Below are 20,652 nucleotides of genomic sequence, written 5' to 3' on the forward strand. Positions count from 1 at the left end.
GTATTTAGTGTTAGTTCTTGTTTGAGAATGACCACTCTGCGTACAGCACATCGTTGCGTGTGCGGCATAACAAAAAAGCCCTTTTCACTGATTAGGGCTTTTTTATTTCTTATCTCTTAGTTTACAGCTTAAACCAATTATCCTTGCAGCTTACTAGTTGATCATTTCTTAGTAAGCAACTTGTGAATCTCTCTTCACCATATGCGCCGACATAGAAATCAACTTCTGTGTACTCGCCATTTTCTTTTACTTGATCAAGAACAACGTAACCTTCAAAGCGTAGAGCATTTTCTAGAATATCAATTAGCTGCTTGTCTGAAGCAGCAAACGAGAATGATGACGATAAAAATAGTACAGATAATAAAAGTGATTTCATAAATGCTCCCCTAATTTGTTATGAGTCCTATTGCTACGTCGAAAACAATACTTTGGCCATGGCCTTGTACAACTTATCCATTAGCTTATTCCAATAGATTCAATCGATAGATAAAAAATACCCTTAGTGAACATTGATCACCCCTAGTGCTACAATAATAAATTCAACAACATACAATCAAAAAAGGATATTGATGTTAAAAAAAGTATCAGCATTCACATTTCTACTCTTAATACTCACTTCACTGCTTACCTCGTGTGAGCCTGGTGGGGATGATGGACCCAAGGCCAATGGTGGTAATTATGGCTGGGGTGCAAGTAGCCTTAGTATTGAGAAAGTTAAAAGTAAAATGAATATGGTTCCAGCTATTTCAGCAAAGCCGAGCTCGACTGATGGTGGAATATATATTTCTAGAACACAACACTATGAAGAACCTGCATGTCATGGAAGGCCAGCTTTCTGGTCAGATCATTTTGAGATCGCAGCAGATAGCGATAGTGTTCCACGAAGTATTCTACAAAAGATTGTAGCAATGGCGGAAGTTAACCTTGAGATGTTTGCTGGCCATCTCAACTTAAATAACACAGATCTAATTACTGTTGCCTATGGTGGAAGGATTGGTATTTGTGTCTTAAATAGAACTTCTTCCCATGGATCAGGTCATGGGTCGGCACTTGTCGTTAGTGCCTATAATAGTAACGCTGATAATGGATTTAGTTATGAGTACACTCTCCATAAGCATGAACTAATGCATATTTTAGACTCTCAATTTAATCATAATGAACATGGCTTTAATGTTACACCAGGTTGGTGGGTTGAAGGTTTAGCAGAGTTGTCATCAGGTGCTCCAATTCTGAGTGCTAAACAGTGGGCAAGCTATCACAGCAAGTATGCACCATCTCGCAATATTGTGGCCGACGGCCAGGCCGAGTCAGGAAGTTACAATGCCTACCCTTTATATACGACAATCGTGGCCTACCTCCAGTCACAAGGTTTAGGGACAAGTGGCTTTAAACTATTTATGCAAACAGATCGTTGGCATGGCCTTGATACAATCGATACAGCACCATGTCCTTCTGATCGAGTCTTTACTGGTGCCTGTGTTGCTCCTGCCAATGTGATGAATAATTTTGAATATCAATTCAATGATATCTTAAATAGCTCAACCTCCCCCCTCTCGAGCTATGGTGAATTTGAAACAAGTTATTACAACCTTGTTTTAAATTGGCTACAGAATAGATAACATTCACTAGGCCCTTATTTAAGGGCCTTTTTATTTCATGACATGCTGTTTAGCTTACCTTAAAATCTGATCATGAACTTGGCCCTATTTGATTTTGATGGAACAATAACCTTCAAAGATACATTCACTGAATTTATCTATTACTCAGTAAGTAAAAAGAAGTTACGACTTGGAAAGTTTCTACTTTCTCCATTTGTTATTGCCTACAAATTAAAACTTCTATCAGGGCCTACAATGCGCGCCCTCATCGTCAAGTATGCCTATACAAGACAGCATGCTTCTAAACTTGAAGAGCAGGGCCTTAGCTTTTCTAAGTCATTTCTTCCAAAAGTCATTAGAACGAACGCACAAGAAGAAATTGAGCGACATCGAAAGCTTGGCAGTAAGATTGTCATCGTTTCGGCATCTTTAGATCTCTACCTTGCTCCATGGTGTGAGGAAAATGGGTTTGAACTTATCTGCTCATCTCTAGAAACGAGAGCAGGCATCTGCACAGGAAGCTACCACAAGGGTGATTGTACTGGTCATATGAAGGCCAAGAGAGTCAAAGAGAAGTATAACCTCTCAAGCTTTGATAAGATCTATGCCTATGGTGACACAATTGAAGATCAGCAGCTTCTGGAGCTGGCCGATGAGGCCTATATGTGTTGGGAAAAAGTTTAAAATTCTAGGTCAATAATTAATATATAGCTTTATTTATAGACTGTACTTTCCTTGGTTTTATCAACTATATTAAACAAAATAAATTACACCTAGGAATCATTATGATCAGAAAAGAATTTATCATCTTTGTACTAATCTCTTTAACTTTTGCGGCCAATGCCTCAGAAAATGAGCTATGTAAGAAAATTGGTAAGAAGTATCCTCAAGATGCTTCACTTTGTAAGAAGGTCATAAAAAATGGTGGCCCACTAGATGCCAACGTTATTCCTGTTTGTTCTGAAATTGCAAATTTCTCAATTTTCTATGCAATGACTTGTGTACGAAAAGCTGTAGGAAAAAGCTTTCCAAAGAATGCTGCTCAAAACTGCATTGATATTGCTAAAAAAGTAAAAGAGAATTCAGTGAATGCGGTTGCCTGCGTTGAGGTTTCTGTAAATAACGAATTTGATGATAATATCTTAGCAACTTGTGATGAGGTGGCCAAGTACTCGACGTTCAATGGTTATCAATGCCTAAGTTATGCCGCAAACTCTCTCTTTAGTAAGCCTGCTGCTAAGTTTTGTACAGCAATAGCAAAAGCAACTAAAGATTTTGCGACTTATACTTTTAACTGTCTCGAATTAACGGCAGATAAGAATATCAGTGAAGATGAATTGGCCCCGTGTTACGAAGAATTATTAAAAGACGAAGAATTTGGCCCATATAAAGCAAAGGAATGTCTTTTACAGTTTTAGTAAATTGATTGCTCAGAATATGTTGTGAAAAGCTCTAGTGCTTCAATTCCCGCTAAAGAGTTTCCTGTATCATCTAAGCAAGGTGACCAAGTTGAAATAGACATTTCATTTGGGATCACACCAACGATACCACCACCAACTCCTGACTTTGCCGGGATCCCAACTCGGTAAGCAAAGTCCCCTACAGAGTTATAGAGTCCGCATGTCATCATAATGGCATTCATCCTCTTGTTCTGGCTCTTCGTTAATATCTTCTTTCCATTCCAAGGGTTTTGTCCATTTGAACTAAAGAGTCTAAAAGACCTCGCCAAGTCAACGCATGACATTTCGATGGAACAAATTGTTGTATAAACATCAATAACTTTTGAAACTTCATTATTGATATTGCCAAAACTTTTCATAAAGTATGTCAGGGCGTAGTTTCGATTGGCACACTCTAATTCAGAGGCCCTTACAGAATCATTAATAAAAATATTTTCGTTACCACTTAGCTCGCGAACAAATTTTAAAACCTCAGTAACTGGATCATCATAGAGATCAATCAGTGTATCCACGACAACAATGGCACCGGCATTAATAAATGGATTGCGAGGAATTCCCCCTTCATTTTCAAGGAGTACAAGTGAATCGAAGCGGTTTCCAGAAGGTTCAAGGCCCACACGAGACCAAAGCTTTGAGTCGAGCTTCTGATAGGCCAGAACTAATGAAAAGACTTTAGAGATTGATTGAATTGAGAATGCTTTTTGCGCATTACCGATAATATACTCATGCCCATCATTGGTACAAATGGACATACCAAATTGATTAGGCTCAACCTTACTCAGTTCAGGGATATAGTCAGCAACATTTCCTTTGCCAATAATTGGTAGGATTTCAGCGTAAATCCTTTCTAAAATCTGTGTATAATTCTCTTCCATGGGAATAATATAGCTTTAAACTTCTACTTTTTTAATTCTATTTTTGATTTTAATGAAACTCTTACCTACTACTTTTTGACGGCAGAGAAGTCTGGTGTTTTATGATTCCACTTCTTATAGATTTTTTCGAGATCTTTAGACTTAAGAAGTGTGGCCATATTCTTATCAAAGATCTTAATAAGCTCTTGCGACTTCTTGGTGCGAGAGAATCTCACATAGAGAAATTTTGTAATTACTGGCTTTATCTCATAATCTTTAAGGTCTATTTTAAATTCCTTTAATTTAGGCCTAAGAGTATTATTAGAATCGATAAAGAATTTGATGCGACCCTTTTCTAGAAGTTTTAAGCCTTGATTAGTATCTTGAAGCTCTCTCCAATCTAATTTCGTTTTTATATATTCATGGTAATTATAGCCACGAACCCAATAGACCTCTTTTCCCTTGAGACTCTCCACTCCCTGCCAGTCTTTTAAAGTATTCTTTTTATAGATCACAAGAGTATATTCAACATCGATTGGAAAATTTGGATAGATTGATTCTTCATCACTATTATAAGCACCAAGCATCGCATCTTTGTGATTTTCATTCACATACTTAACGGCCCTTGGCCATGGAACAAAGGTATAATTAACTTTGATATTTGAAAGAGAGTAAGCTTTTTTTACCAGTTCAAAATAAAGCCCTGATCCGTCTTTATTCGTAAAACCATCCCATTTAGGAGTCGAGATTTCGATAGTCTTGATTTCACTTGCGAAGCTTGTATTCAGCAAAGCAACGTGAAAAAGAATAAGCGTGAAAAGGTGTTTTATTTTTAGCATAACAGCTAAAAGGCTATATTAACCAAATAGTATTGACAAGAAGGTACACGCCACCTTTTCGTGATATCAGTGTGTTAGACTAGCTTATAGGCCGGCCTGTTTTAAAAACTTTTCGATCTTCTTTAACTTTGCCTTATCTTCACTAATTCTATCTTTGATAATGGCCTTCTTCTTCTCAAGATTATTTTTGAAGTTTTCACAAGGCCTTCCCCTTTTAATAAAAGAGTCCATTCCTCGTTTAATCTCACTTAGAGTAAAACCCAATTCCTTTGCACTAGAGATAAAACGAATCTCTTGCAAATTCGCCTTGGTATAGATCTTATATCCATTAACATCTCTTTGCGGCGAAGATATTAATGAGATCTTTTCATAATATCGAATCGTATCTCTTGTTAAACCGCTAATATTCTCAAGTTCAGAAATATTCATATTTTCCCTTTACTGTGGAGTTACTCCATACCCTATTATAAATTCAAAGGAGCTAATATGTTAATAACTCAAGTACGAAATGCAACAATTTTAATTAGTTACAAAGAAAATCTAATTTTAGTCGACCCAATGCTTGCCAATAAAGGCATGCTACCGCGCCTACGCTTTATAGGCTCAAACGTACGAAACCCTACTGTTGAGCTTCCAGAAACATTTCATCAGCAAAAGGGACAGATCACACATGCCTTAATTACTCATTGTCAGAAGGGTCATTTTGATCACCTTGATAGTGCCGGTAGGAAATTTCTAAGAAGAAAGAATATCGCTACTTTTGCGACTCAAAAAGATGCAAAATACTTAGAGTCAAAAGGAATCAAGTCATGGCCTCTTGAGAAGGAAGATAAATTCTTTGATGGTTCAATTCGCCAAATTCCGGCCCAACACGTAAGAGGCTTTCTCTATCCTTTCCTTGAACACGGAGTTGGATATTTTATCAAATTACCAAATCAACCTTCACTCTACCTTATGGGAGATACTGTTCTTACACCGCGAATTATCGAGTTTATCAAAAAAGAACAACCAGACTATATCGTGGCACCAACAGGAATTGCCCAATTTGATATTGGCTCTCCACTACTTCTTCCTAAAAAAGACATAAAGAAATTAATCGAGATAAGCACAGGAACAATTATTGCCAACCACATGGATGCCCTTGATCATTGCCGATTATCACGAAGAGAATTAAAGGAATTACTAGGTAATGAAGCAAGTAAGAGATTTATCATTCCTGAAGATGGAGAGAGTATCAAACTAAATTAGGGGGCGCGATGCCCCCTACTTATTTATCAGTTCAATTACTTTTAAAGTTGCCTCTTTGGCCGAGGCAGGATTTTGTCCTGTAACCAATCTTTCATCGACGATAACATTTTCACTCCATGCCTTACCATAAATGTGTTTTCCACCTCTTTGAGCAAGCTTTTCTTCTAATAAGAAAGGAATGATATCAAGCTGCTCAATCAATGCCTCTTCTTCTCTTGTGAAAGCAGCGAACTTCTTCCCATCAATAAGATACTTTCCATTTGATAATTTGATATCTGAAAGCGCGGCCGTTCCATGACAAATTGCTGAGACAACTCCCCCCATTTCATAGAGCTCCTTTGAGATGCGATTTACTTCTTTATTATTGGCGAAGTCCCACATTGCTCCTGACCCACCACTATAAATGACGGCGGCATAATCTTTTGGATTAATCTTTGCTAGTGGAATCGTGCGAATAACCTTGGCCATAAGAGTCGCATCTTTTAAGAAGCGATCATTATAACTATCCTTTTCGGCAAAACTATTCATATCAATCGGTGCACTTCCACCTTGTGGACTGGCGATATCAACTTTAATACCGGCCTTAATTAATTCGTAATAAGGGTGTGTTAATTCCGGTAGCCAAAAACCAGTCTTCTTGCCAGTGTTTCCTAATTTATCATGGCTTGTGACAACAATTAGGACCTTTTGATTTGTTTTGGCCTGAGTATTAGTCCCTAGACCTAGAGTAAGTAGTAAAGCTGAAATTTTAAATAACATACGCATATTTTCTCCTTCATCGTTTGTTGATTATGGAGTTAATATAGCGTGGGTATTTTTTGATTTCCTTTACATAGGTTGAAAAGTTGATTTTTTTTAAGAACGAATATCCTTAACTTCCCATAATTCACCTTTCTGGCGCATTTCTTCGTTACGTGCAGGATGCTCAGGGTAGTAGATCTTGTCATTCTTAGGCGCACACTCCCCTGCACAGAGATAGTAGATGAAGTCGTTAGATTTATTGATAAGAGTGTGGGCAACACCTGAGCCGGCCTTAAAATCAATGCCAGTAAATGGTTTAACAACAGATTCCTGGCCATCTAAGTAGACATGAGGCTCACCTTCAAGAACAAAGACAAATTCCTCTTCCACAGAGTGGGCATGAGGCCATGACGTCCTCTTCCCCACAGGAATTCTTTCAAGCCAAATTGCGATATTCTTCATCCCAAATTTTCGGCTTAAGCAAACACCATTTGAGAACGTTTCAGTATCTCCTGGATAAGAAAAGCTATCATTCGTTAGGTTATCAAATCCATTATAGACCTCAATAGAGTCATCTCTTAAGCTCTCATCAAATAGGCCAGGTAATCCATCATGTCCCCCTAGAATTTGCTTGGGCATGTCGTCCCACCACTTATCCCCGCACTCTACTTTCAGGCTTGGATCTAAGTGAAAGTGGTATTGGTTATCGGACCTAGTTCGATCCCCCGAAACAAATAGCTCACAAGGAGAATCATAATTATTGATAAAGCAGTGACCAACACCTGTCCCTGCAGGAAAGCCGATGCAGTCACCTTTGCTCATTTTTTTTATCTTTCCATTTAACCAAAGATCAATTTCGCCAGAGATCACATAGACAAATTCTTCTTCTAAGCTTTCAGCATGAGGCTCAGATGTTCGATACCCCGGTGGAATTTTAAAGTAATGTGCCGCGACTCTTTTTAATCCAAAGTGCTTTGACATATTTGCATTTGTTCCACCAACCTTTAAATCTTCATTAAAGTGATCATCATTGATCTCTCTAATATCAACAAAGTGGCCTATATCTTTAAAATTTATTTCCAAATTTAATTCCTAGTTAAACTAATCTCTCTTAGTATAACCGAAACTTAAATTTTTAGAAATTAATGCAAGAAAACTTTTGTTCAGCAGTCGCCATTATACTTGGTGATTGGAAGTCAATACGATGATGAAACTTAACGTCGTCATGTAGCCTAAAGTTCTCGCCCCCACAAATATCAACGATAGAATTTAGCGCCATTTCAAATGCTTCAAGCTCAGCATTCTTACTTGCTAGTATATTAGCGACTCGTGAATGAGTGTGAAAGTACAGGGACTTTCCCTTAGCAGTGAAAATATCTTGTGCAAAAGTATTTAATGATAAGACCGCACAGGCCATTATAATGATAGATTTCATTCTTCCCTCCATTTTGTTGATCTAATAATGATCAAAACTTATAGATAAGAAAAATAAGCATTAAGTGATTATGTAATAAGATTATTTTATGCCTAACTATCTCTCAAAATAGATGCAGTATCTTAGATTCCCAGTAAAGTTTCGATACTTAGACACGAGATACTCATCAGCTCCTCTATAAACAGTTTTCTTTCCATCGTTGTGAGAGATACTAAGCTCTGAATCAAGATTAAGCTCATTAAATGAATCCTCATACTTGTCTAGAAGCTCAAACCTTGTCATGGAATCGAGGTAGTTTTCATAATTAGAAACTACTGTTAAGAGCTCATATGATTTACTTTTTTTTATATAGAGAATGCTACCTAATTTCTCATTAACTGAATCTGGCTGATAACAGCGGCCATTCCAAACTCTGCCTTGAATCTCATTAAGTATTTGTGGACTGCTCAGGGAACTTCCCTAGCCTATGAATGAAATTATGAGTCCCCAAAGAATAGGTTCTCTGTCTTTAATGTATTCTAGATAATATAAAACGATAAGCAGCGGAATTGTCGGAGCAACTAGAGCGGCATGTATTTTTCCAATAAAAGTTTGCGTATACTTATATTCCATAGACTCCTCTAGATGAGAAAGCGGATAAAGACAATAATTAGAACTATAACAAGTAGCCACAGCTCCCAAATATTGAAAATTAATTCAAACAGTCTAAGTTTCTGAAATCAAAGCATAATCCAAATTCGATCCTAAGCACTCTTGCCCAATCTCTCATTGAGCACTAACATATTACCTAGGTGATTTTTCACGCCTCCCCCCTTCAAAGGGAAAGCACTAGAGTGCAGAATGAATCGATTTTCTACATCTAACCTTTAATAAGGCTAGGACATAAGAAGGGATTGTTTTTACGGCCAAGTTGGAGGTTTCAGATGAAATTATCATCACCTATTTTCGTTTTAAAAAGTCATGCCAAAAAGTTGAAGAAAGAGCAAGGCATTACCATGTCCGAAGCGCTAGACCAAATTGCACACAAAGAAGGCTTCTCTTCTTGGTCACTACTGATGTCCAAGTCCCAAGAACTCTTTCCACAAAAGTATAGCGACGTCTTAGACTACTTAAACAATGGCGACCTTATTCTCATTGGAGCAAGACCGGGCATGGGAAAAACAAGTTTTGCCCTTGGCCTCTTCGTTCAGGCCATCAATGCCAATCGCACTAAAAGCTTCTGCTTTACACTGGCCCACACTCACAAAGAATATGCTGCCCGTATTGGAACTTATGACCAAAGCATTGGCGAAAATAATGATCGCTTTGAACTCAACTACTCCGATGATATCAGCGCCGACTACATCATCAAGAAAACAAAAGAAAAGATCGCTCCTGGCTCACTTATCATAGTGGACTATCTACAACTCCTCGATGAAAAGCGAACCAATCCACCTCTACAAACTCAGGCGGAGAAGCTTAAAACTTATGCAAAAGAAACTGGTGCAATCATAATCTTCATATCGCAAATCGTTCGTGATGTTGAAAACCGAATCGACAAACGCCCAACTGTGGACGATATACGTCTTCCTAACCCACTCGATCTAAGCTTAATAAATAAGATTATTCTTCTTTATCGACTCAAGCGTGATTCAAAAATTGTTGACGTAACTTTCTCTGGAAAGAAGGATCATAGTTTACAAGTTGGATGGGATGGATCTGAAGTTCGTTTTTTTGATTTGTAATTGAGAAGAAGCTGTGTGCTTTAAATTTGCGTTATGCAAAGATAAAGCACATGGAATATATTTACTGGAATTCACAAATATCATACTTGAGTTGAGTGCATGTCTTACCTCTTGCACGCCTAACCCTTTTAATCTTTGTTCTAATTAAGTCTTTATATATTTCGTTTGTCTCTTCTTTATACAAAATATTCAAATAATCTAGCATCGTCATTTTTCTGCCACGTGTGTCTTCAATGATCCAATTAACGTCATAACCTGCATCGAGTAGTGCTTTAATATCGTCATCATGGCCCTTATATAGAACAAAATAAATAAAGGACCTACCATAACAATTGATACTAGTTCCGTATTCACGAAGAAAATAGTAAGAGCTTTTACTTGGAATTTTACTTGAGTACTTCTTTATAAAACCTAAAGTTGTAGCACCACTATTCATATTCATAACAACTTCACATAAAACTTTAGTTTCATCATAGTCTAAAATAGACTCATTATTTGAACTTACATATTCAAAATCAGAGGCAAACACTCTCGTTGAGCAAAGCGTGAGTAGCGATACTAAAATAAAGAAGTAATTTCTCATATGAACTCCTAACAACTTTAATCTAGTCGGCCTCAAAAGCTACAGGCTTAATTACAACTTTTTCAAACCTTGGAACTACTACAGTGTCTAGTAATAGATCTCTAAGTTCATCATTAGTAAAAGCTTCTGCATCACTTCTTACTTCATGAAAACCAGCTACAGAATTCTCTTCTCTGTTTTTAAAGCAGTTAAGATATGTCTTACCTGATTTGCTTAGATCGATTTTCACACTATATTCTAGGATGTTAAATGAGATTACCATTGTTGAAGTCATTGTATCTTTAAAAACTTCATTAAGTTGTTGCGATACCTTATGAATATTTAGCTTACTTCCTGTGCTTATGACTCTATCTGTTTTGTCATTTTTAGTGTAATGCAATCTACAAAATGTTGAGTTATCTCCTGCGATGACCTTTGAGCTTGTTCCCGCTTTTAACGTAATATTACGCTCAAATGTAAATGCCTTTCCAGTTGGTACGACGTTTTTAAGGGGCTTATATGACGTTCTAGCTACATCATTTGTCCCTGCAAATGCTGAAGTAGACATAAGTAACATAGTAGCTAATAACATTTTTTTCATAAGATACTCCCTTTAGATAGTTTGTTTTTCAGTTCATAAATTCATTTTTCTAAATAAAAAGTATCATAATATCTAAATGTGTTTAGGAATAAGCTGAAATACATGAACTATTTATCTGTAAAACATTTAGACAAAAGCTATTAATTTCAGACACTTAGATTAAAAGAGAGATTTAAAAGTGTTATGAAAAGATAAAGCGCATGAAAGCTTATTTAAGGGAGCTTTTTATCGTGGCGTTGATCCAATCCAGATGCCTTGCAAGCGGAACGGCATAGAATGTCTTTAAAACATCATCACACTGAGGTGCGAGAACAAAGTATCCTCTTAGATTACGATAATTTCTCTCGATGAAGTACTTTAAGTTTTCTGTTCCCCCACTAACGAGAGCATGCAATTGATATTCACCAGAAGCAGTAACTGAAAAGATCGGTGCTCCACTATCCCCAGGACAAACTATATTATCCTCAGCTGGAAGATATGAATTCGCCGGGCGATTTTTGAAATTCTTCTTTAATTTTACTTCAGACAAATGCCATGGGGCCACGCCGCCCTGGCCATTTGAAAGTTGAGAAAGAAGCATCAGGGGTGCATTTGATTCATTCGAAATTAAAAATTTCTTATTCAGCTCTAAGGGAGCTTTTTTGAAATAATCAATAGATTCAGAAGGTACACGTTTTAAGAAAACAAGGGCAAGATCATATGTCTTCTTCTTTTTACTATTGTACTTTGGATGAATGACTATATTCTTAACTGGAATCCAGTCAGCAGATAGATTTCTCCCATCATAGAGCTTCATATGAAATAAGAATTCATTTGCTCCACCGACTACACAATGGGCCGCCGTAATTGCAACATCGTCTTCTAATAAAACGGCCTTACAGCCATTTACTGTACCAACTCGCATGAATTGATAATCATAAACCTCTTCTCCACCAAGAGAGGCATATGTGTTTAGGGATAAAAGAACTAGTCCTAACAATAGCTTTTTCATAATATTTTCCAATTATTTGCGATGAGATAGATTTAACACACTAATAATATTCACACGTCAAACAAATATAATCGTGAAAGATTTATATGTTACACGGCCCCTTGTTTCTCCTATGCCAAAGGAACCATTTTGGTGTATTAAGTGAGCTATGAGTTTTACTGATCACCTGGTCCTCGCCCCCATTCGCGGCGTGACCAACTATGTTTATCGCAATGCCTTGGAGCAGACCTTTTCTGGCGCTGACAGTGCCATCGCTCCCTATATTGTGACGAAAGAATCAAACGAACTCAATCAACGTCAGCTTCATGATGTTCTGCCCGAAAAAAACCTTCTACCTACCACTGCTCAAATCCTCACAAAGGAAATTGATCAATTCCTCTATGTGGCCAATATCTATAAAGAATTTGGCGTTAAGAAGGTTAATTTAAATATGGGCTGCCCTTACCCAATGGTGGCCAATAGAAAGAAAGGCTCAGGTCTACTCCTTCATCCCCAAAAAGTAGAAAAGCTTTTAACGGGAATAAAAGAAAAATGTCCCATCGAATTTACGGTTAAGATTCGCCTTGGGCGTGAGGATGTCTCAGAAATTAAAGAGATCATTCCCATGATTAATAAATTAGAAATTAATGATTTCACAATCCATGCTCGCTACGGAAAACAGATTTATGTAGGCGGCGTGGATCTTGATGCTTTTGAAGAGTGCCTACCTCTTTTAAATACACCTCCCTGCTATAATGGTGACATTAATACAGTTGAAGACTTCAAGGCCTACAAGGCAAGATTCCCCCAGATTAATCGCTGGATGGTGGGACGCGCGGGCCTTTCAAATCCAGCGCTCATGGCCCAAATCAAAGGTTCTAAATTTAACGAACAAACCTATCTGGCAAAATTCATTGAAATGCATAAGCTAATGACTGAAGAATACCTTTCGATGGATAATGCTAAATCAGACTACCTACAAAAGATGCGTGGCCATTGGCTTTACTTCAAAGATATCTTTGAAAACGAGCACAAGGTTTACAAGAAAGTGAAGAAAGCAAAATCCATCGAGCACTACAATGATGTCGTTGAATGGATCTTTGAGCAGGATCTTAATCCTGATTTCCTAGATTAGAATAAGCAGCCAATAGAAATTGTACCTGTAACACCGCCTCTCTCAGAATCTTTAATATTAAAAGCATAACCTGCACTATACTCGAAGGTCATCTGATTAAAGAAGACAAATTGATAGCCTAGAATTGCATTAATAGACTCCTTCTTTTCAATCTCAGTCACATCATAGAATGTTGATGAAAAAAAATCGAAGTCTTTTGAATAATTAACATCCCTTCCCCAACGATACCCAACTTCTGAAAACCATGAATCGTGTGAAGCTTTGTCGGCAAAATAATAACGATAACCGACTAAGTAATCTGACTCACTTGAGTCCGAAGCTTGATTGGTTCGAAATACAATACTGTGCTTATCTTTAAATATCCTCATTGCATCGATTGAATAAAGATACCCCTCTCCGGTTGAGAAACCAAAATTACCTAACGTTAAGCGGTTTAGAAAATCATCATCTGAAGCGACGGACGAAAAAGTAAACAAGATAGAAATAAGTAAAATTATACGATCCACAGATGCCCTTTTCACTTTACGTAAGTGCGAAATTAACTCTAAGTATCTGAAATATCGGTAATTTTTAACCTGTTCTTGAAAACAAATTTATATTTGAGATTGGCCATAGAATTGGACTATTAGTATTGAAAATTACAAGCCTATATATGCCTCTTAAAGTAACGTTTTTAAGGTACGCGAATTAAACAGAGTCTCTCCAATCAATAATTTCGAGACCTGAAGTATCGATCGAACCTTTAACAAAGATGTGCGGTATCTTACCCCATGCAGGTGCACTTCTTTCGCCTCTACTTTTCCAATCTTCAAAGAAGCTCAATACTTCAGGAGGTACAATTTTAATTTCTTCATAAGTATCATGGTTAATAATTTCAAAACATGAATCGGGGTCTGTCTCTAGTCCAAATTCATACTCTGGTCTATTCATATCAAAGATTACCAAGTCTAACTCTTTTAAGCTTGAAACTGGAATCTTAAAGAATTTTACCGACTTATTAATATCAGGAAATACTGACTTTAATGCTTGAAATACTAAAGAAGGGTGTATGGATGAACAATGAAGCACCTCTCCTCTGCGACAGTTCAACTTAGGTATATTCTTAAGTGGAAGGTTTTTACGTTTAGGATGATCATCATATTTTTTTATTTCCGATTCATAAACATGCGGCATTTTCTCTTTTAATTCAAAGAGTGGATGCAGCCACTGACCTTCAAAATCCACTGGTACCCCGTGATATATAAATGATGCCATATAACCCCTCTCTTCTAAACTAAACTCTTAACAAGTAATAAACACGGATTATGCTCATCCCATAGAGTTGGAAAAACTTCGAGTTTCTTAAAACCGAGGGCCTCATAGAAGAGCCTCGTCTTCCTATAGTACTCATCTTCACTTAAACTATCGACAGTCTTCACTTGTAGAAACTCAAATTTCTTTTGTGCCATAACTTTTTCAGCTTCGGCGACAAGCAATTGCCCAATCCCCTTGCGATGATAGTTTGAAAGAATTCCCATGACATAAATTTCACAACTAAATTCACCATGTTCTTTGATACTTAAGAAGCCTATTACCTCATCACTTTCATAAGCAACAAGCATGGCCATTTCTTTAGACTTATTTACATAATCAACAATCGCCTCTTCAATTCCAAACCACTTTGGAAGTGAGCGCAGGATTGTGTTGCAGATTTCAGGGTTTCCGCTTTCTAAGAATTTGATTTCCATAAATAGATTATAACTCAAATCCTATAATTGTCACAATTCAGTCTAGCCCCAGGTTACTAGAAACCTGTTTTAAAGTTTATCAGCTATTAACTTAGCTGTTTCATTTAACTTGTCTCTTGATGACTCATCAGGATCAGTGCCTGAAAAGCCCATTCGATGACCGTCGCCAGTGAACCTTGGTGCTATGTGAAGATGAGAGTGTGGAACTTCTTGGCCAGCAATTTCTCCATCAGAAAGAAAAAGGTTCGCCCCCTCGCAAGGTATGTCAGACTTCTCTATGGCCTTGAGTATATTTTGAGCTACTTTAAACATCTCTCCGACCATATCACTATTTACATAAGAAAATCTCTCATGGTGCTCGTTAGGGATAACCAGTACATGACCTTTATTAATCGGATTAAGGTCCATGAATGCCGTGACCTTGTCACTCTTGTAAACAAAGCTGGCATCAGCCTCACCTTTTAGGATTTTACAAAATATACAATTATTCATTACAACTCCGAAAGATTAATTAACAGCAAAGGCTTTTTTTATATATTCAGATAGAATAATTCTTTCCACCATCAAAACTAGCATCCAGACCGCAAGTATTAAGCCAATAACAAATGCCAAGCGACTACGTCTTCTAAAAAACCTCGAAATTAAATATGCTAATCTGAAAAACAAAAAACCGAAAGAGAAAGTATGCTGATAGTGAAAACGTTGATTGAGAAGCTTTATTACACTTGCTGTTTCTTTATTATAATCCTTTTCATTCTCAGCTTTTAAGTATTCGATTATTGCATTTTTCTGCGTTTCAATTAAGTCACCCGACATTTCACGATGCGCCTGACTTAGAAGATCAAAAGCTACCTTTTCCTCAGGTGTGAACTTCTTATCCATGTGTAGAAGCGATCGCGCTAACTCTAATGTAGCGCCTCGATGATAAAAATTATCAATTGTCTTAAATACTGAAAGATAGCTACGCTTAGGATTTGTTATCTCACCTATTAATTCACGTGCTACTTCTTCACTAAAATGAGACTTGATAAACTTTGTTAGAAAGTGAATTTCGTACGGATGAATGTCGTCATCAACGCTTGCTAGACTTAAAAGGACTTTAATTTGTTTTGCTCTTTCTATCTCATTCATAAGAATATTATCGTGCAAATAAAAAATATTTCAACATTTTTAAATGATGCTAAAATAAGTCATGAATAAAAAAATCGCCTTTCTTCTAATTCTATTCGCTTTAGGGTTATATAGTTTTTACTATTGCCCAAATGACTTAGAAATTATCCATTACAATCGAAAATATAATGATGGTAAGACAACTCTTAAAATAGCACACATTTCTGACCTCCATACTAAGAGCCTAGGGACAATTGAAAATAAAGTAATTTCAGTTCTAACAAAAGAAGCACCTGATATAATTGTTCTTACTGGTGACTTAGCGACGCCTGATGGAACATATGAAGGTTACCTAGAAGTACTAAGAGAAATGAAAGCTCCTAAAGGAGTCTATTTTGTCCAAGGTAATTGGGATATATGGGAAGAACTCCCAAAAAAAGAAGAACTATTCCAAAAAGCAGGTATTATCGGCCTCACCAATTCAATGAAACAAATAGACAAAGATTTAAACTTGATTGGATTTGATGACCTAATTGGAAAACCTGCAACTAAATTATTAAAGAGTGTAGATAGTTCTCTACTAAATATCGCTCTCTTTCATACTCCTGATTTCTTCGACACAATTCCCAACTCAATCCCCCTCTCTCTCGCAGGACATTCACATGGAGGACAAGTAAGAGTTCCATTCTACGGCCCTTTATGGACTCCATATGGTACAGATAACTATGTTTCGGGATGGTATAAAAACGAAAACAAAGAACTCTTTGTCAGTCGAGGTATTGGCAATTCAATTTTACCGATAAGGTTTAACTGTCGTCCAGAGTTAGCATTCATTGAAATTCATTATTAAAATATCTCAATAAAAACTGATCTCAGGTGCTAATTCGTTGTCCTTGCGTAAAGAAAAAGCACCTAAAACTATCCTCATTAAGAAAAAATACATGGAACTATATTTATAGAAATTTAATTTTCCATCAACTTTTTTGAGACCTATCAGATGTGGATGAATTTTCAATTAAATCAGCGATTCTTTCAGCAGGTGTCTTACCTACGCTCTCTGCGCGAAAAAGAGACTCCTTATGATAACTACATAAAGAATCCAAAGTTCCAAACAATGAGTAATCAGTTATTCCCATGGCCTCAAGCTCTGCCATAACAAAGTTACGCTCCTTTACAGAAATACAATATTTCTCTAAGTAATTATAACCCTTCGTTTTCTCCAAGCTTTGAATATGTCCCTCAATATCTTCTATATTTGTCCACGTATAAAAAAAGCCTTGTTGTTTAATTTGTCTAGAATTTCCCAATGATTTCGGTTTTACAATTGACACATGTGGATCAACGTGATTTTGATCATATACCTGAGACCAATCATTTAACCAAAGAGAATGATTAAAGATATAGATTGCAACTTCATCTGACTGAGGATTTGAATCATCTACACCTTTAAATGCAAAAAAAGCTGCAACATAAGGAGACAACGTCCAATCTAATAGTGGCGTCGGAAAACCATGATGTTGTAAATATGCCATAAATGCTCCATTTACATTTGGATTTCCCTCGGTATCTATAACCCTATTTTCGAAAGTCCCAACAACATCTGACAAGTGATGTATATAAGAAAAGTAAGATGGGATATCTAAGCCTGATTTTTTTCTATGAAATGATGTAGTAAGCTTCCAGTTTGAATCAGACTGTCCTCGACATAACCGTGTTCCCATTTTTTTTTCAATATGGTTACTAATTCTTTCTTTAAAGCCTCTCCAGTCTATTTTTTCAATATGCATTACGTATACTCCAATTTAATTAACACTAATTAATTTTTCATGGTATTTTCTCTTAATTCAAAAAAGCTATCTTTGAAGAATTGAAATCTTTTCGAGCAAAATTATTCTGTAAATTTACTTAAGAGTTACTAACATGTATTTGAGTCCTGTTTTTTTTGTTGACCGTTCATTAAGAAAAAGCACCCAGACTTGAGCCTTATTTCAAAAACTTTATTAGACAACTAACTAATTAAGTTTTGGTAGAGCTTGAGCCTTTCTATTGATTGTACGTAAAATAGAAGCACCTAGAACCCTATCTTCTCATTAAAAAAACCTTATCTAGTGCTGATTATTCTTTGTATTTTTCGAGTGCATCTTTATACAAATTTTCACTTTCATCTTTAAAGCGAGTTCTTTGTTCATTCAACTCTGTAAATTTTCCATATAATTTATCATAAATAATCTCATGTGCTTTATTGAGAATAACTTTTTCTTCAGGATTATCCATTTCAAACCCCTCTTCAATTCCAACTGAAATAATATTCAAAATATTATTTTTATCGATATCGTGAATTTCCACCCAATTAACTCCATCTACACTAAAGTGGCCTTTTCCATTTTCAATCTTTAAGAACTGCATATCTTTTCCCTCTTTCATTATATGGTTCACTACCTGCCTCTAAGCAGTCCAGCAATACTCTATGATTTTCTGTCTCTTCTCCATTTGAAGTACGTAAAACTTTATCTCCTGGATGACCTGAAAAGATTTTATAAACAGGTTTCGCATCTATCATTACTTTACTTGTATAAACTATATAATCTGGCTGAATCGATGCCCCGACTGTACTATTATGTGTCACCAGAACTACAGGCATAAATGAAGAAATTTCTTTAATTAACTTATTCACTTTATTATACAGAAATATGTTATCGAAAGATGACTCTGGTTCGTCAATTAACAATATATCATAATCATTTGCATCATTTATTTCTTGCAGAAGTCTATACTCCGACCTTTCTCCACCTGAGACAGGAGACCCCGAGGAGTTTAAGATTTCATAACTTATTTTTGCGAATAATTTATAATAGTTAGTTTCTTCAAGGGCCTCTATCTTGCGTAATTCTTTTAAATATGAATAACCATCAGTATTATACTTGCTAAAAGCATCTGAGAACGAAATCTGTCGACCTAAAACTGCACCTATTTCTCTTGCGTATTGGAAGGGATATCTCTTTGCAACCTTTGAAAAACCTTGAATTTCTTGTCTTTTAAACTCTCGTTCAAGCTTTATTGACTCAAACAACTCGTTAAACTTTTCTATCTTTTTTATCTCAAACATTAAATCATATAAGTCAATCTCTGCTATCGGTGTAGCAGCGGTATTCAACTTAAGATCGTTTTTAACATCTTCTACAATGTCATTAACATACGACTTTTTTAGTTCAATTTCTTTTAAACTGTTATATTTTTGTATCAATTCTACAACTAAAGCTTTTAAACTCTCTTTAGTCACATGCTTACTTATAATTTCCTCAAATTCAGAATTATCTATAAGAAGAACAGTGGCACTAATTAACTTCTTCAATGACTCTAAATTGTTTAAGCCAAATACCGATTCGGAAAAAAGTCTAGAATTAGCAAATGAGTCATGCTTATGAGACTCAGCAGCATTCCTAAGCAATGATTCAACGAAATGCTCAAGCTTTCTTTCAGACCTTTCCTTGTCCACATTTTTCATATGCTCAACAACAATAGAAAATTCTTTTAAGTAGGTTTCAGTAATACTAGCTTGGCTAGTTTTCAACCTCTGAGAAAATTCCCTCTCGTCATCTACATCTTTCTGAAGAAGAGAAAATTGTTTAATGTACTTAACTTTCGTATCCTCATTATTATGCTCATCTGCGATAGCATCCAAGGTAAATGATTTTCCCGTAGATCTTTCTCCCAGCATTATATTCAGCCCTGTAGACAAAGTTAAACGATTATTCAAAACGTTAAAAAACTTATGTCCGTCGTCTGAAGTTAAAAAAACTTTTTGCTTATCTTTCAATGCAAGCTTCAAAGAGCTTATATTCATTTCACCAACATCGACATAAGTCTGTCTAGAAGGAGATATTTTGAGACCCTCTTCAGCTCTCATATCACTAAAGTATAGAGGGACAAGAGAGGATTCTTCCTTTAATGTATGAATAAATTTTTTAGGTCCACTAACTTCTCCAGCTGTAATAAGGTCATTAAATTTGGAAATAGTAGAGTCCGAAATTTGTGGATTTTTTTTATAGTGAGGAATCAATAAATATTTTGTCAAATCCGAAAAAATTTCTTCAAGTTTCTCAACTGTGATGTCACTTGTATCATCTGGAATATTCTCGTGTACAACATCACACTTTAATTTGAAGTCCACTAATTCATCATCATCTGAAATCAATAATAAATGCGTTCCTTCTACGTCTATTTCAATTCCAGGGAAAACCTTAATCTCTAGCTCATTGCGAATTTTAAGAAACTGTTCTTTGTCAAAGAGGTTATGATTCGTTATTGCAATTGCATCTAACTCAGCATCCTTTACATATGATTTTAAAGTATCGATAGAAAAAGTAAATTCTCTATCACATACTGTAGAAACTGTATGAATATGAAAGTCTATTTTTTTCAAGGCTACCTCACTAAACTTACAAACTTGTTCTAAGCTCTTTTTTATTAATCTTGTATTAAACAAAAAGCACACTGAACATTGTCTAAAGAAATTATCATTGCCCCCATCGCCATTCCTCACCCAAAACTTAACCCACGCATACCACCAAAAACTCAACAATTCCAACCACATACACACCATCCCAAACCACCCCAATAACAAAATGAACACCTTACAACTCCAACC

26 protein-coding genes are annotated in these 20,652 nt (G+C 36.2%); 7 read left to right on the plus strand and 19 right to left on the minus strand.

The features are described from left to right. Positions 1-121 precede the first annotated feature (121 nt). Positions 122-376 carry a hypothetical protein gene (locus ABMA78_RS02380; RefSeq protein ID WP_392856676.1) on the minus strand — a complete coding sequence of 85 codons (255 nt, stop codon included), beginning with the start codon at positions 374-376 and terminating at the stop codon, positions 122-124. A gap of 193 nt (positions 377-569) precedes the next feature. On the opposite strand from ABMA78_RS02380, the gene ABMA78_RS02385 reads away from it, so the two are divergent. The 3 genes from ABMA78_RS02385 to ABMA78_RS02395 all read left to right on the plus strand — a co-directional run bounded on the left by ABMA78_RS02385 (position 570) and on the right by ABMA78_RS02395 (position 3,016). After that, positions 570-1,619, plus strand: coding sequence for a hypothetical protein (locus tag ABMA78_RS02385; protein ID WP_392856678.1), 1,050 nt, complete (start codon positions 570-572; stop codon positions 1,617-1,619). Positions 1,620-1,691: 72 nt separating this feature from the next. Beyond that, positions 1,692-2,282, plus strand: coding sequence for an HAD family hydrolase (locus ABMA78_RS02390; protein ID WP_392856679.1), 591 nt, complete (start codon positions 1,692-1,694; stop codon positions 2,280-2,282). Between the two features lie 101 nt (positions 2,283-2,383). After that, the gene (locus tag ABMA78_RS02395) at positions 2,384-3,016 is read left to right on the plus strand and encodes a hypothetical protein (protein WP_392856681.1); all 633 of its coding nucleotides are present in this window, start codon (positions 2,384-2,386) and stop codon (positions 3,014-3,016) included. Here ABMA78_RS02395 and ABMA78_RS02400 read toward each other — a convergent pair. The 3 genes from ABMA78_RS02400 to ABMA78_RS02410 all read right to left on the minus strand — a co-directional run bounded on the left by ABMA78_RS02400 (position 3,013) and on the right by ABMA78_RS02410 (position 5,180). Further along, entirely contained in the window at positions 3,013-3,933 is a 921-nt protein-coding gene (locus tag ABMA78_RS02400) for a glutaminase (protein ID WP_392856683.1), read from the minus strand. The genes ABMA78_RS02395 and ABMA78_RS02400 overlap by 4 nt on opposite strands. A gap of 68 nt (positions 3,934-4,001) precedes the next feature. Beyond that, positions 4,002-4,703, minus strand: coding sequence for a substrate-binding periplasmic protein (locus tag ABMA78_RS02405; protein WP_392856686.1), 702 nt, complete (start codon positions 4,701-4,703; stop codon positions 4,002-4,004). A 132-nt stretch (positions 4,704-4,835) separates the two neighbouring features. Further along, entirely contained in the window at positions 4,836-5,180 is a 345-nt protein-coding gene (locus ABMA78_RS02410) for a MerR family transcriptional regulator (RefSeq protein ID WP_392856688.1), read from the minus strand. A gap of 57 nt (positions 5,181-5,237) precedes the next feature. On the opposite strand from ABMA78_RS02410, the gene ABMA78_RS02415 reads away from it, so the two are divergent. Continuing rightward, the gene (locus ABMA78_RS02415; RefSeq protein WP_392856689.1) at positions 5,238-5,999 is read left to right on the plus strand and encodes an MBL fold metallo-hydrolase; all 762 of its coding nucleotides are present in this window, start codon (positions 5,238-5,240) and stop codon (positions 5,997-5,999) included. Positions 6,000-6,014: 15 nt separating this feature from the next. Here ABMA78_RS02415 and ABMA78_RS02420 read toward each other — a convergent pair whose 3' ends face one another. The 4 genes from ABMA78_RS02420 to ABMA78_RS02435 all read right to left on the minus strand — a co-directional run bounded on the left by ABMA78_RS02420 (position 6,015) and on the right by ABMA78_RS02435 (position 8,457). After that, complete coding sequence (locus ABMA78_RS02420) at positions 6,015-6,764, minus strand: type 1 glutamine amidotransferase domain-containing protein (protein WP_392856690.1); 750 nt, start codon at positions 6,762-6,764, stop codon at positions 6,015-6,017. A gap of 90 nt (positions 6,765-6,854) precedes the next feature. Then, complete coding sequence (locus ABMA78_RS02425; RefSeq protein ID WP_392856692.1) at positions 6,855-7,823, minus strand: cupin domain-containing protein; 969 nt, start codon at positions 7,821-7,823, stop codon at positions 6,855-6,857. 52 nt (positions 7,824-7,875) lie between these two features. Then, positions 7,876-8,175 (minus strand): hypothetical protein, encoded by a 300-nt coding sequence (locus tag ABMA78_RS02430; protein WP_392856694.1) that lies wholly within the window; start codon positions 8,173-8,175, stop codon positions 7,876-7,878. Positions 8,176-8,271: 96 nt separating this feature from the next. After that, complete coding sequence (locus tag ABMA78_RS02435) at positions 8,272-8,457, minus strand: hypothetical protein (protein WP_392856696.1); 186 nt, start codon at positions 8,455-8,457, stop codon at positions 8,272-8,274. A 641-nt stretch (positions 8,458-9,098) separates the two neighbouring features. On the opposite strand from ABMA78_RS02435, the gene ABMA78_RS02440 reads away from it, so the two are divergent. Then, the gene (locus ABMA78_RS02440) at positions 9,099-9,899 is read left to right on the plus strand and encodes a DNA helicase (protein WP_392856698.1); all 801 of its coding nucleotides are present in this window, start codon (positions 9,099-9,101) and stop codon (positions 9,897-9,899) included. A 61-nt stretch (positions 9,900-9,960) separates the two neighbouring features. Here ABMA78_RS02440 and ABMA78_RS02445 read toward each other — a convergent pair whose 3' ends face one another. The 3 genes from ABMA78_RS02445 to ABMA78_RS02455 all read right to left on the minus strand — a co-directional run bounded on the left by ABMA78_RS02445 (position 9,961) and on the right by ABMA78_RS02455 (position 12,053). Beyond that, the gene (locus tag ABMA78_RS02445) at positions 9,961-10,482 is read right to left on the minus strand and encodes a hypothetical protein (protein ID WP_392856701.1); all 522 of its coding nucleotides are present in this window, start codon (positions 10,480-10,482) and stop codon (positions 9,961-9,963) included. A gap of 22 nt (positions 10,483-10,504) precedes the next feature. Further along, positions 10,505-11,062, minus strand: a complete 558-nt coding sequence (locus ABMA78_RS02450; protein ID WP_392856703.1) for a hypothetical protein — start codon at positions 11,060-11,062, stop codon at positions 10,505-10,507. 208 nt (positions 11,063-11,270) lie between these two features. After that, on the minus strand, positions 11,271-12,053 hold the full coding sequence (locus tag ABMA78_RS02455) for a trypsin-like serine protease (RefSeq protein ID WP_392856704.1): 783 nt from the start codon (positions 12,051-12,053) through the stop codon (positions 11,271-11,273). Positions 12,054-12,201: 148 nt separating this feature from the next. Between ABMA78_RS02455 and ABMA78_RS02460 the strand changes: the two genes are divergently transcribed. Further along, the gene (locus tag ABMA78_RS02460; protein ID WP_392856706.1) at positions 12,202-13,167 is read left to right on the plus strand and encodes a tRNA-dihydrouridine synthase; all 966 of its coding nucleotides are present in this window, start codon (positions 12,202-12,204) and stop codon (positions 13,165-13,167) included. Here the strand turns inward: ABMA78_RS02460 and ABMA78_RS02465 are convergent. The 5 genes from ABMA78_RS02465 to ABMA78_RS02485 form a co-directional block, all read right to left on the minus strand. Beyond that, entirely contained in the window at positions 13,164-13,673 is a 510-nt protein-coding gene (locus ABMA78_RS02465; RefSeq protein WP_392856709.1) for a hypothetical protein, read from the minus strand. The two genes, ABMA78_RS02460 and ABMA78_RS02465, sit on opposite strands and share 4 nt — an antisense overlap. A 181-nt stretch (positions 13,674-13,854) precedes the next feature. Beyond that, entirely contained in the window at positions 13,855-14,421 is a 567-nt protein-coding gene (locus tag ABMA78_RS02470; protein WP_392856711.1) for a hypothetical protein, read from the minus strand. A 14-nt stretch (positions 14,422-14,435) separates the two neighbouring features. Continuing rightward, positions 14,436-14,894, minus strand: coding sequence for a GNAT family N-acetyltransferase (locus ABMA78_RS02475; protein WP_392856713.1), 459 nt, complete (start codon positions 14,892-14,894; stop codon positions 14,436-14,438). 69 nt (positions 14,895-14,963) lie between these two features. Then, entirely contained in the window at positions 14,964-15,386 is a 423-nt protein-coding gene (locus ABMA78_RS02480; protein WP_392856715.1) for an HIT family protein, read from the minus strand. A 15-nt stretch (positions 15,387-15,401) separates the two neighbouring features. Next, positions 15,402-16,025, minus strand: coding sequence for a hypothetical protein (locus tag ABMA78_RS02485; protein ID WP_392856718.1), 624 nt, complete (start codon positions 16,023-16,025; stop codon positions 15,402-15,404). Between the two features lie 61 nt (positions 16,026-16,086). On the opposite strand from ABMA78_RS02485, the gene ABMA78_RS02490 reads away from it, so the two are divergent. Next, on the plus strand, positions 16,087-16,854 hold the full coding sequence (locus ABMA78_RS02490) for a metallophosphoesterase (RefSeq protein WP_392856719.1): 768 nt from the start codon (positions 16,087-16,089) through the stop codon (positions 16,852-16,854). 124 nt (positions 16,855-16,978) lie between these two features. Here the strand turns inward: ABMA78_RS02490 and ABMA78_RS02495 are convergent, their stop codons facing one another. The 3 genes from ABMA78_RS02495 to ABMA78_RS02505 form a co-directional block, all read right to left on the minus strand. Continuing rightward, complete coding sequence (locus tag ABMA78_RS02495) at positions 16,979-17,791, minus strand: FRG domain-containing protein (RefSeq protein ID WP_392856721.1); 813 nt, start codon at positions 17,789-17,791, stop codon at positions 16,979-16,981. A 328-nt stretch (positions 17,792-18,119) separates the two neighbouring features. Next, a complete protein-coding gene (locus tag ABMA78_RS02500) occupies positions 18,120-18,410 on the minus strand; it encodes a hypothetical protein (RefSeq protein ID WP_392856722.1) in 291 nt (96 codons plus the stop codon). Continuing rightward, on the minus strand, positions 18,391-20,598 hold the full coding sequence (locus ABMA78_RS02505; protein WP_392856725.1) for a PHP domain-containing protein: 2,208 nt from the start codon (positions 20,596-20,598) through the stop codon (positions 18,391-18,393). Before ABMA78_RS02505 ends, ABMA78_RS02500 begins: the two co-directional genes overlap by 20 nt. Between the last annotated feature and the right edge of the window lie 54 nt (positions 20,599-20,652).

It is taken from the genome of Halobacteriovorax sp. RZ-2, from assembly GCF_043196685.1.
In the GTDB taxonomy this organism is placed as follows: domain Bacteria; phylum Bdellovibrionota; class Bacteriovoracia; order Bacteriovoracales; family Bacteriovoracaceae; genus Halobacteriovorax_A.

Coding starts and splice junctions, on each gene's coding strand:
- ABMA78_RS02380 (WP_392856676.1), bottom strand. CDS start 376: ATGAAATCACTTTTATTATCTGTACTATTTTTATCGTCATCATTCTCG.
- ABMA78_RS02385 (WP_392856678.1), top strand. CDS start 570: ATGTTAAAAAAAGTATCAGCATTCACATTTCTACTCTTAATACTCACT.
- ABMA78_RS02390 (WP_392856679.1), top strand. CDS start 1,692: ATGAACTTGGCCCTATTTGATTTTGATGGAACAATAACCTTCAAAGAT.
- ABMA78_RS02395 (WP_392856681.1), top strand. CDS start 2,384: ATGATCAGAAAAGAATTTATCATCTTTGTACTAATCTCTTTAACTTTT.
- ABMA78_RS02400 (WP_392856683.1), bottom strand. CDS start 3,933: ATGGAAGAGAATTATACACAGATTTTAGAAAGGATTTACGCTGAAATC.
- ABMA78_RS02410 (WP_392856688.1), bottom strand. CDS start 5,180: ATGAATATTTCTGAACTTGAGAATATTAGCGGTTTAACAAGAGATACG.
- ABMA78_RS02415 (WP_392856689.1), top strand. CDS start 5,238: ATGTTAATAACTCAAGTACGAAATGCAACAATTTTAATTAGTTACAAA.
- ABMA78_RS02420 (WP_392856690.1), bottom strand. CDS start 6,764: ATGCGTATGTTATTTAAAATTTCAGCTTTACTACTTACTCTAGGTCTA.
- ABMA78_RS02430 (WP_392856694.1), bottom strand. CDS start 8,175: ATGAAATCTATCATTATAATGGCCTGTGCGGTCTTATCATTAAATACT.
- ABMA78_RS02435 (WP_392856696.1), bottom strand. CDS start 8,457: ATGACAAGGTTTGAGCTTCTAGACAAGTATGAGGATTCATTTAATGAG.
- ABMA78_RS02440 (WP_392856698.1), top strand. CDS start 9,099: ATGAAATTATCATCACCTATTTTCGTTTTAAAAAGTCATGCCAAAAAG.
- ABMA78_RS02445 (WP_392856701.1), bottom strand. CDS start 10,482: ATGAGAAATTACTTCTTTATTTTAGTATCGCTACTCACGCTTTGCTCA.
- ABMA78_RS02450 (WP_392856703.1), bottom strand. CDS start 11,062: ATGAAAAAAATGTTATTAGCTACTATGTTACTTATGTCTACTTCAGCA.
- ABMA78_RS02455 (WP_392856704.1), bottom strand. CDS start 12,053: ATGAAAAAGCTATTGTTAGGACTAGTTCTTTTATCCCTAAACACATAT.
- ABMA78_RS02460 (WP_392856706.1), top strand. CDS start 12,202: ATGAGTTTTACTGATCACCTGGTCCTCGCCCCCATTCGCGGCGTGACC.
- ABMA78_RS02470 (WP_392856711.1), bottom strand. CDS start 14,421: ATGGCATCATTTATATATCACGGGGTACCAGTGGATTTTGAAGGTCAG.
- ABMA78_RS02475 (WP_392856713.1), bottom strand. CDS start 14,894: ATGGAAATCAAATTCTTAGAAAGCGGAAACCCTGAAATCTGCAACACA.
- ABMA78_RS02480 (WP_392856715.1), bottom strand. CDS start 15,386: ATGAATAATTGTATATTTTGTAAAATCCTAAAAGGTGAGGCTGATGCC.
- ABMA78_RS02485 (WP_392856718.1), bottom strand. CDS start 16,025: ATGAATGAGATAGAAAGAGCAAAACAAATTAAAGTCCTTTTAAGTCTA.
- ABMA78_RS02490 (WP_392856719.1), top strand. CDS start 16,087: ATGAATAAAAAAATCGCCTTTCTTCTAATTCTATTCGCTTTAGGGTTA.
- ABMA78_RS02495 (WP_392856721.1), bottom strand. CDS start 17,791: ATGCATATTGAAAAAATAGACTGGAGAGGCTTTAAAGAAAGAATTAGT.
- ABMA78_RS02500 (WP_392856722.1), bottom strand. CDS start 18,410: ATGCAGTTCTTAAAGATTGAAAATGGAAAAGGCCACTTTAGTGTAGAT.
- ABMA78_RS02505 (WP_392856725.1), bottom strand. CDS start 20,598: ATGTGGTTGGAATTGTTGAGTTTTTGGTGGTATGCGTGGGTTAAGTTT.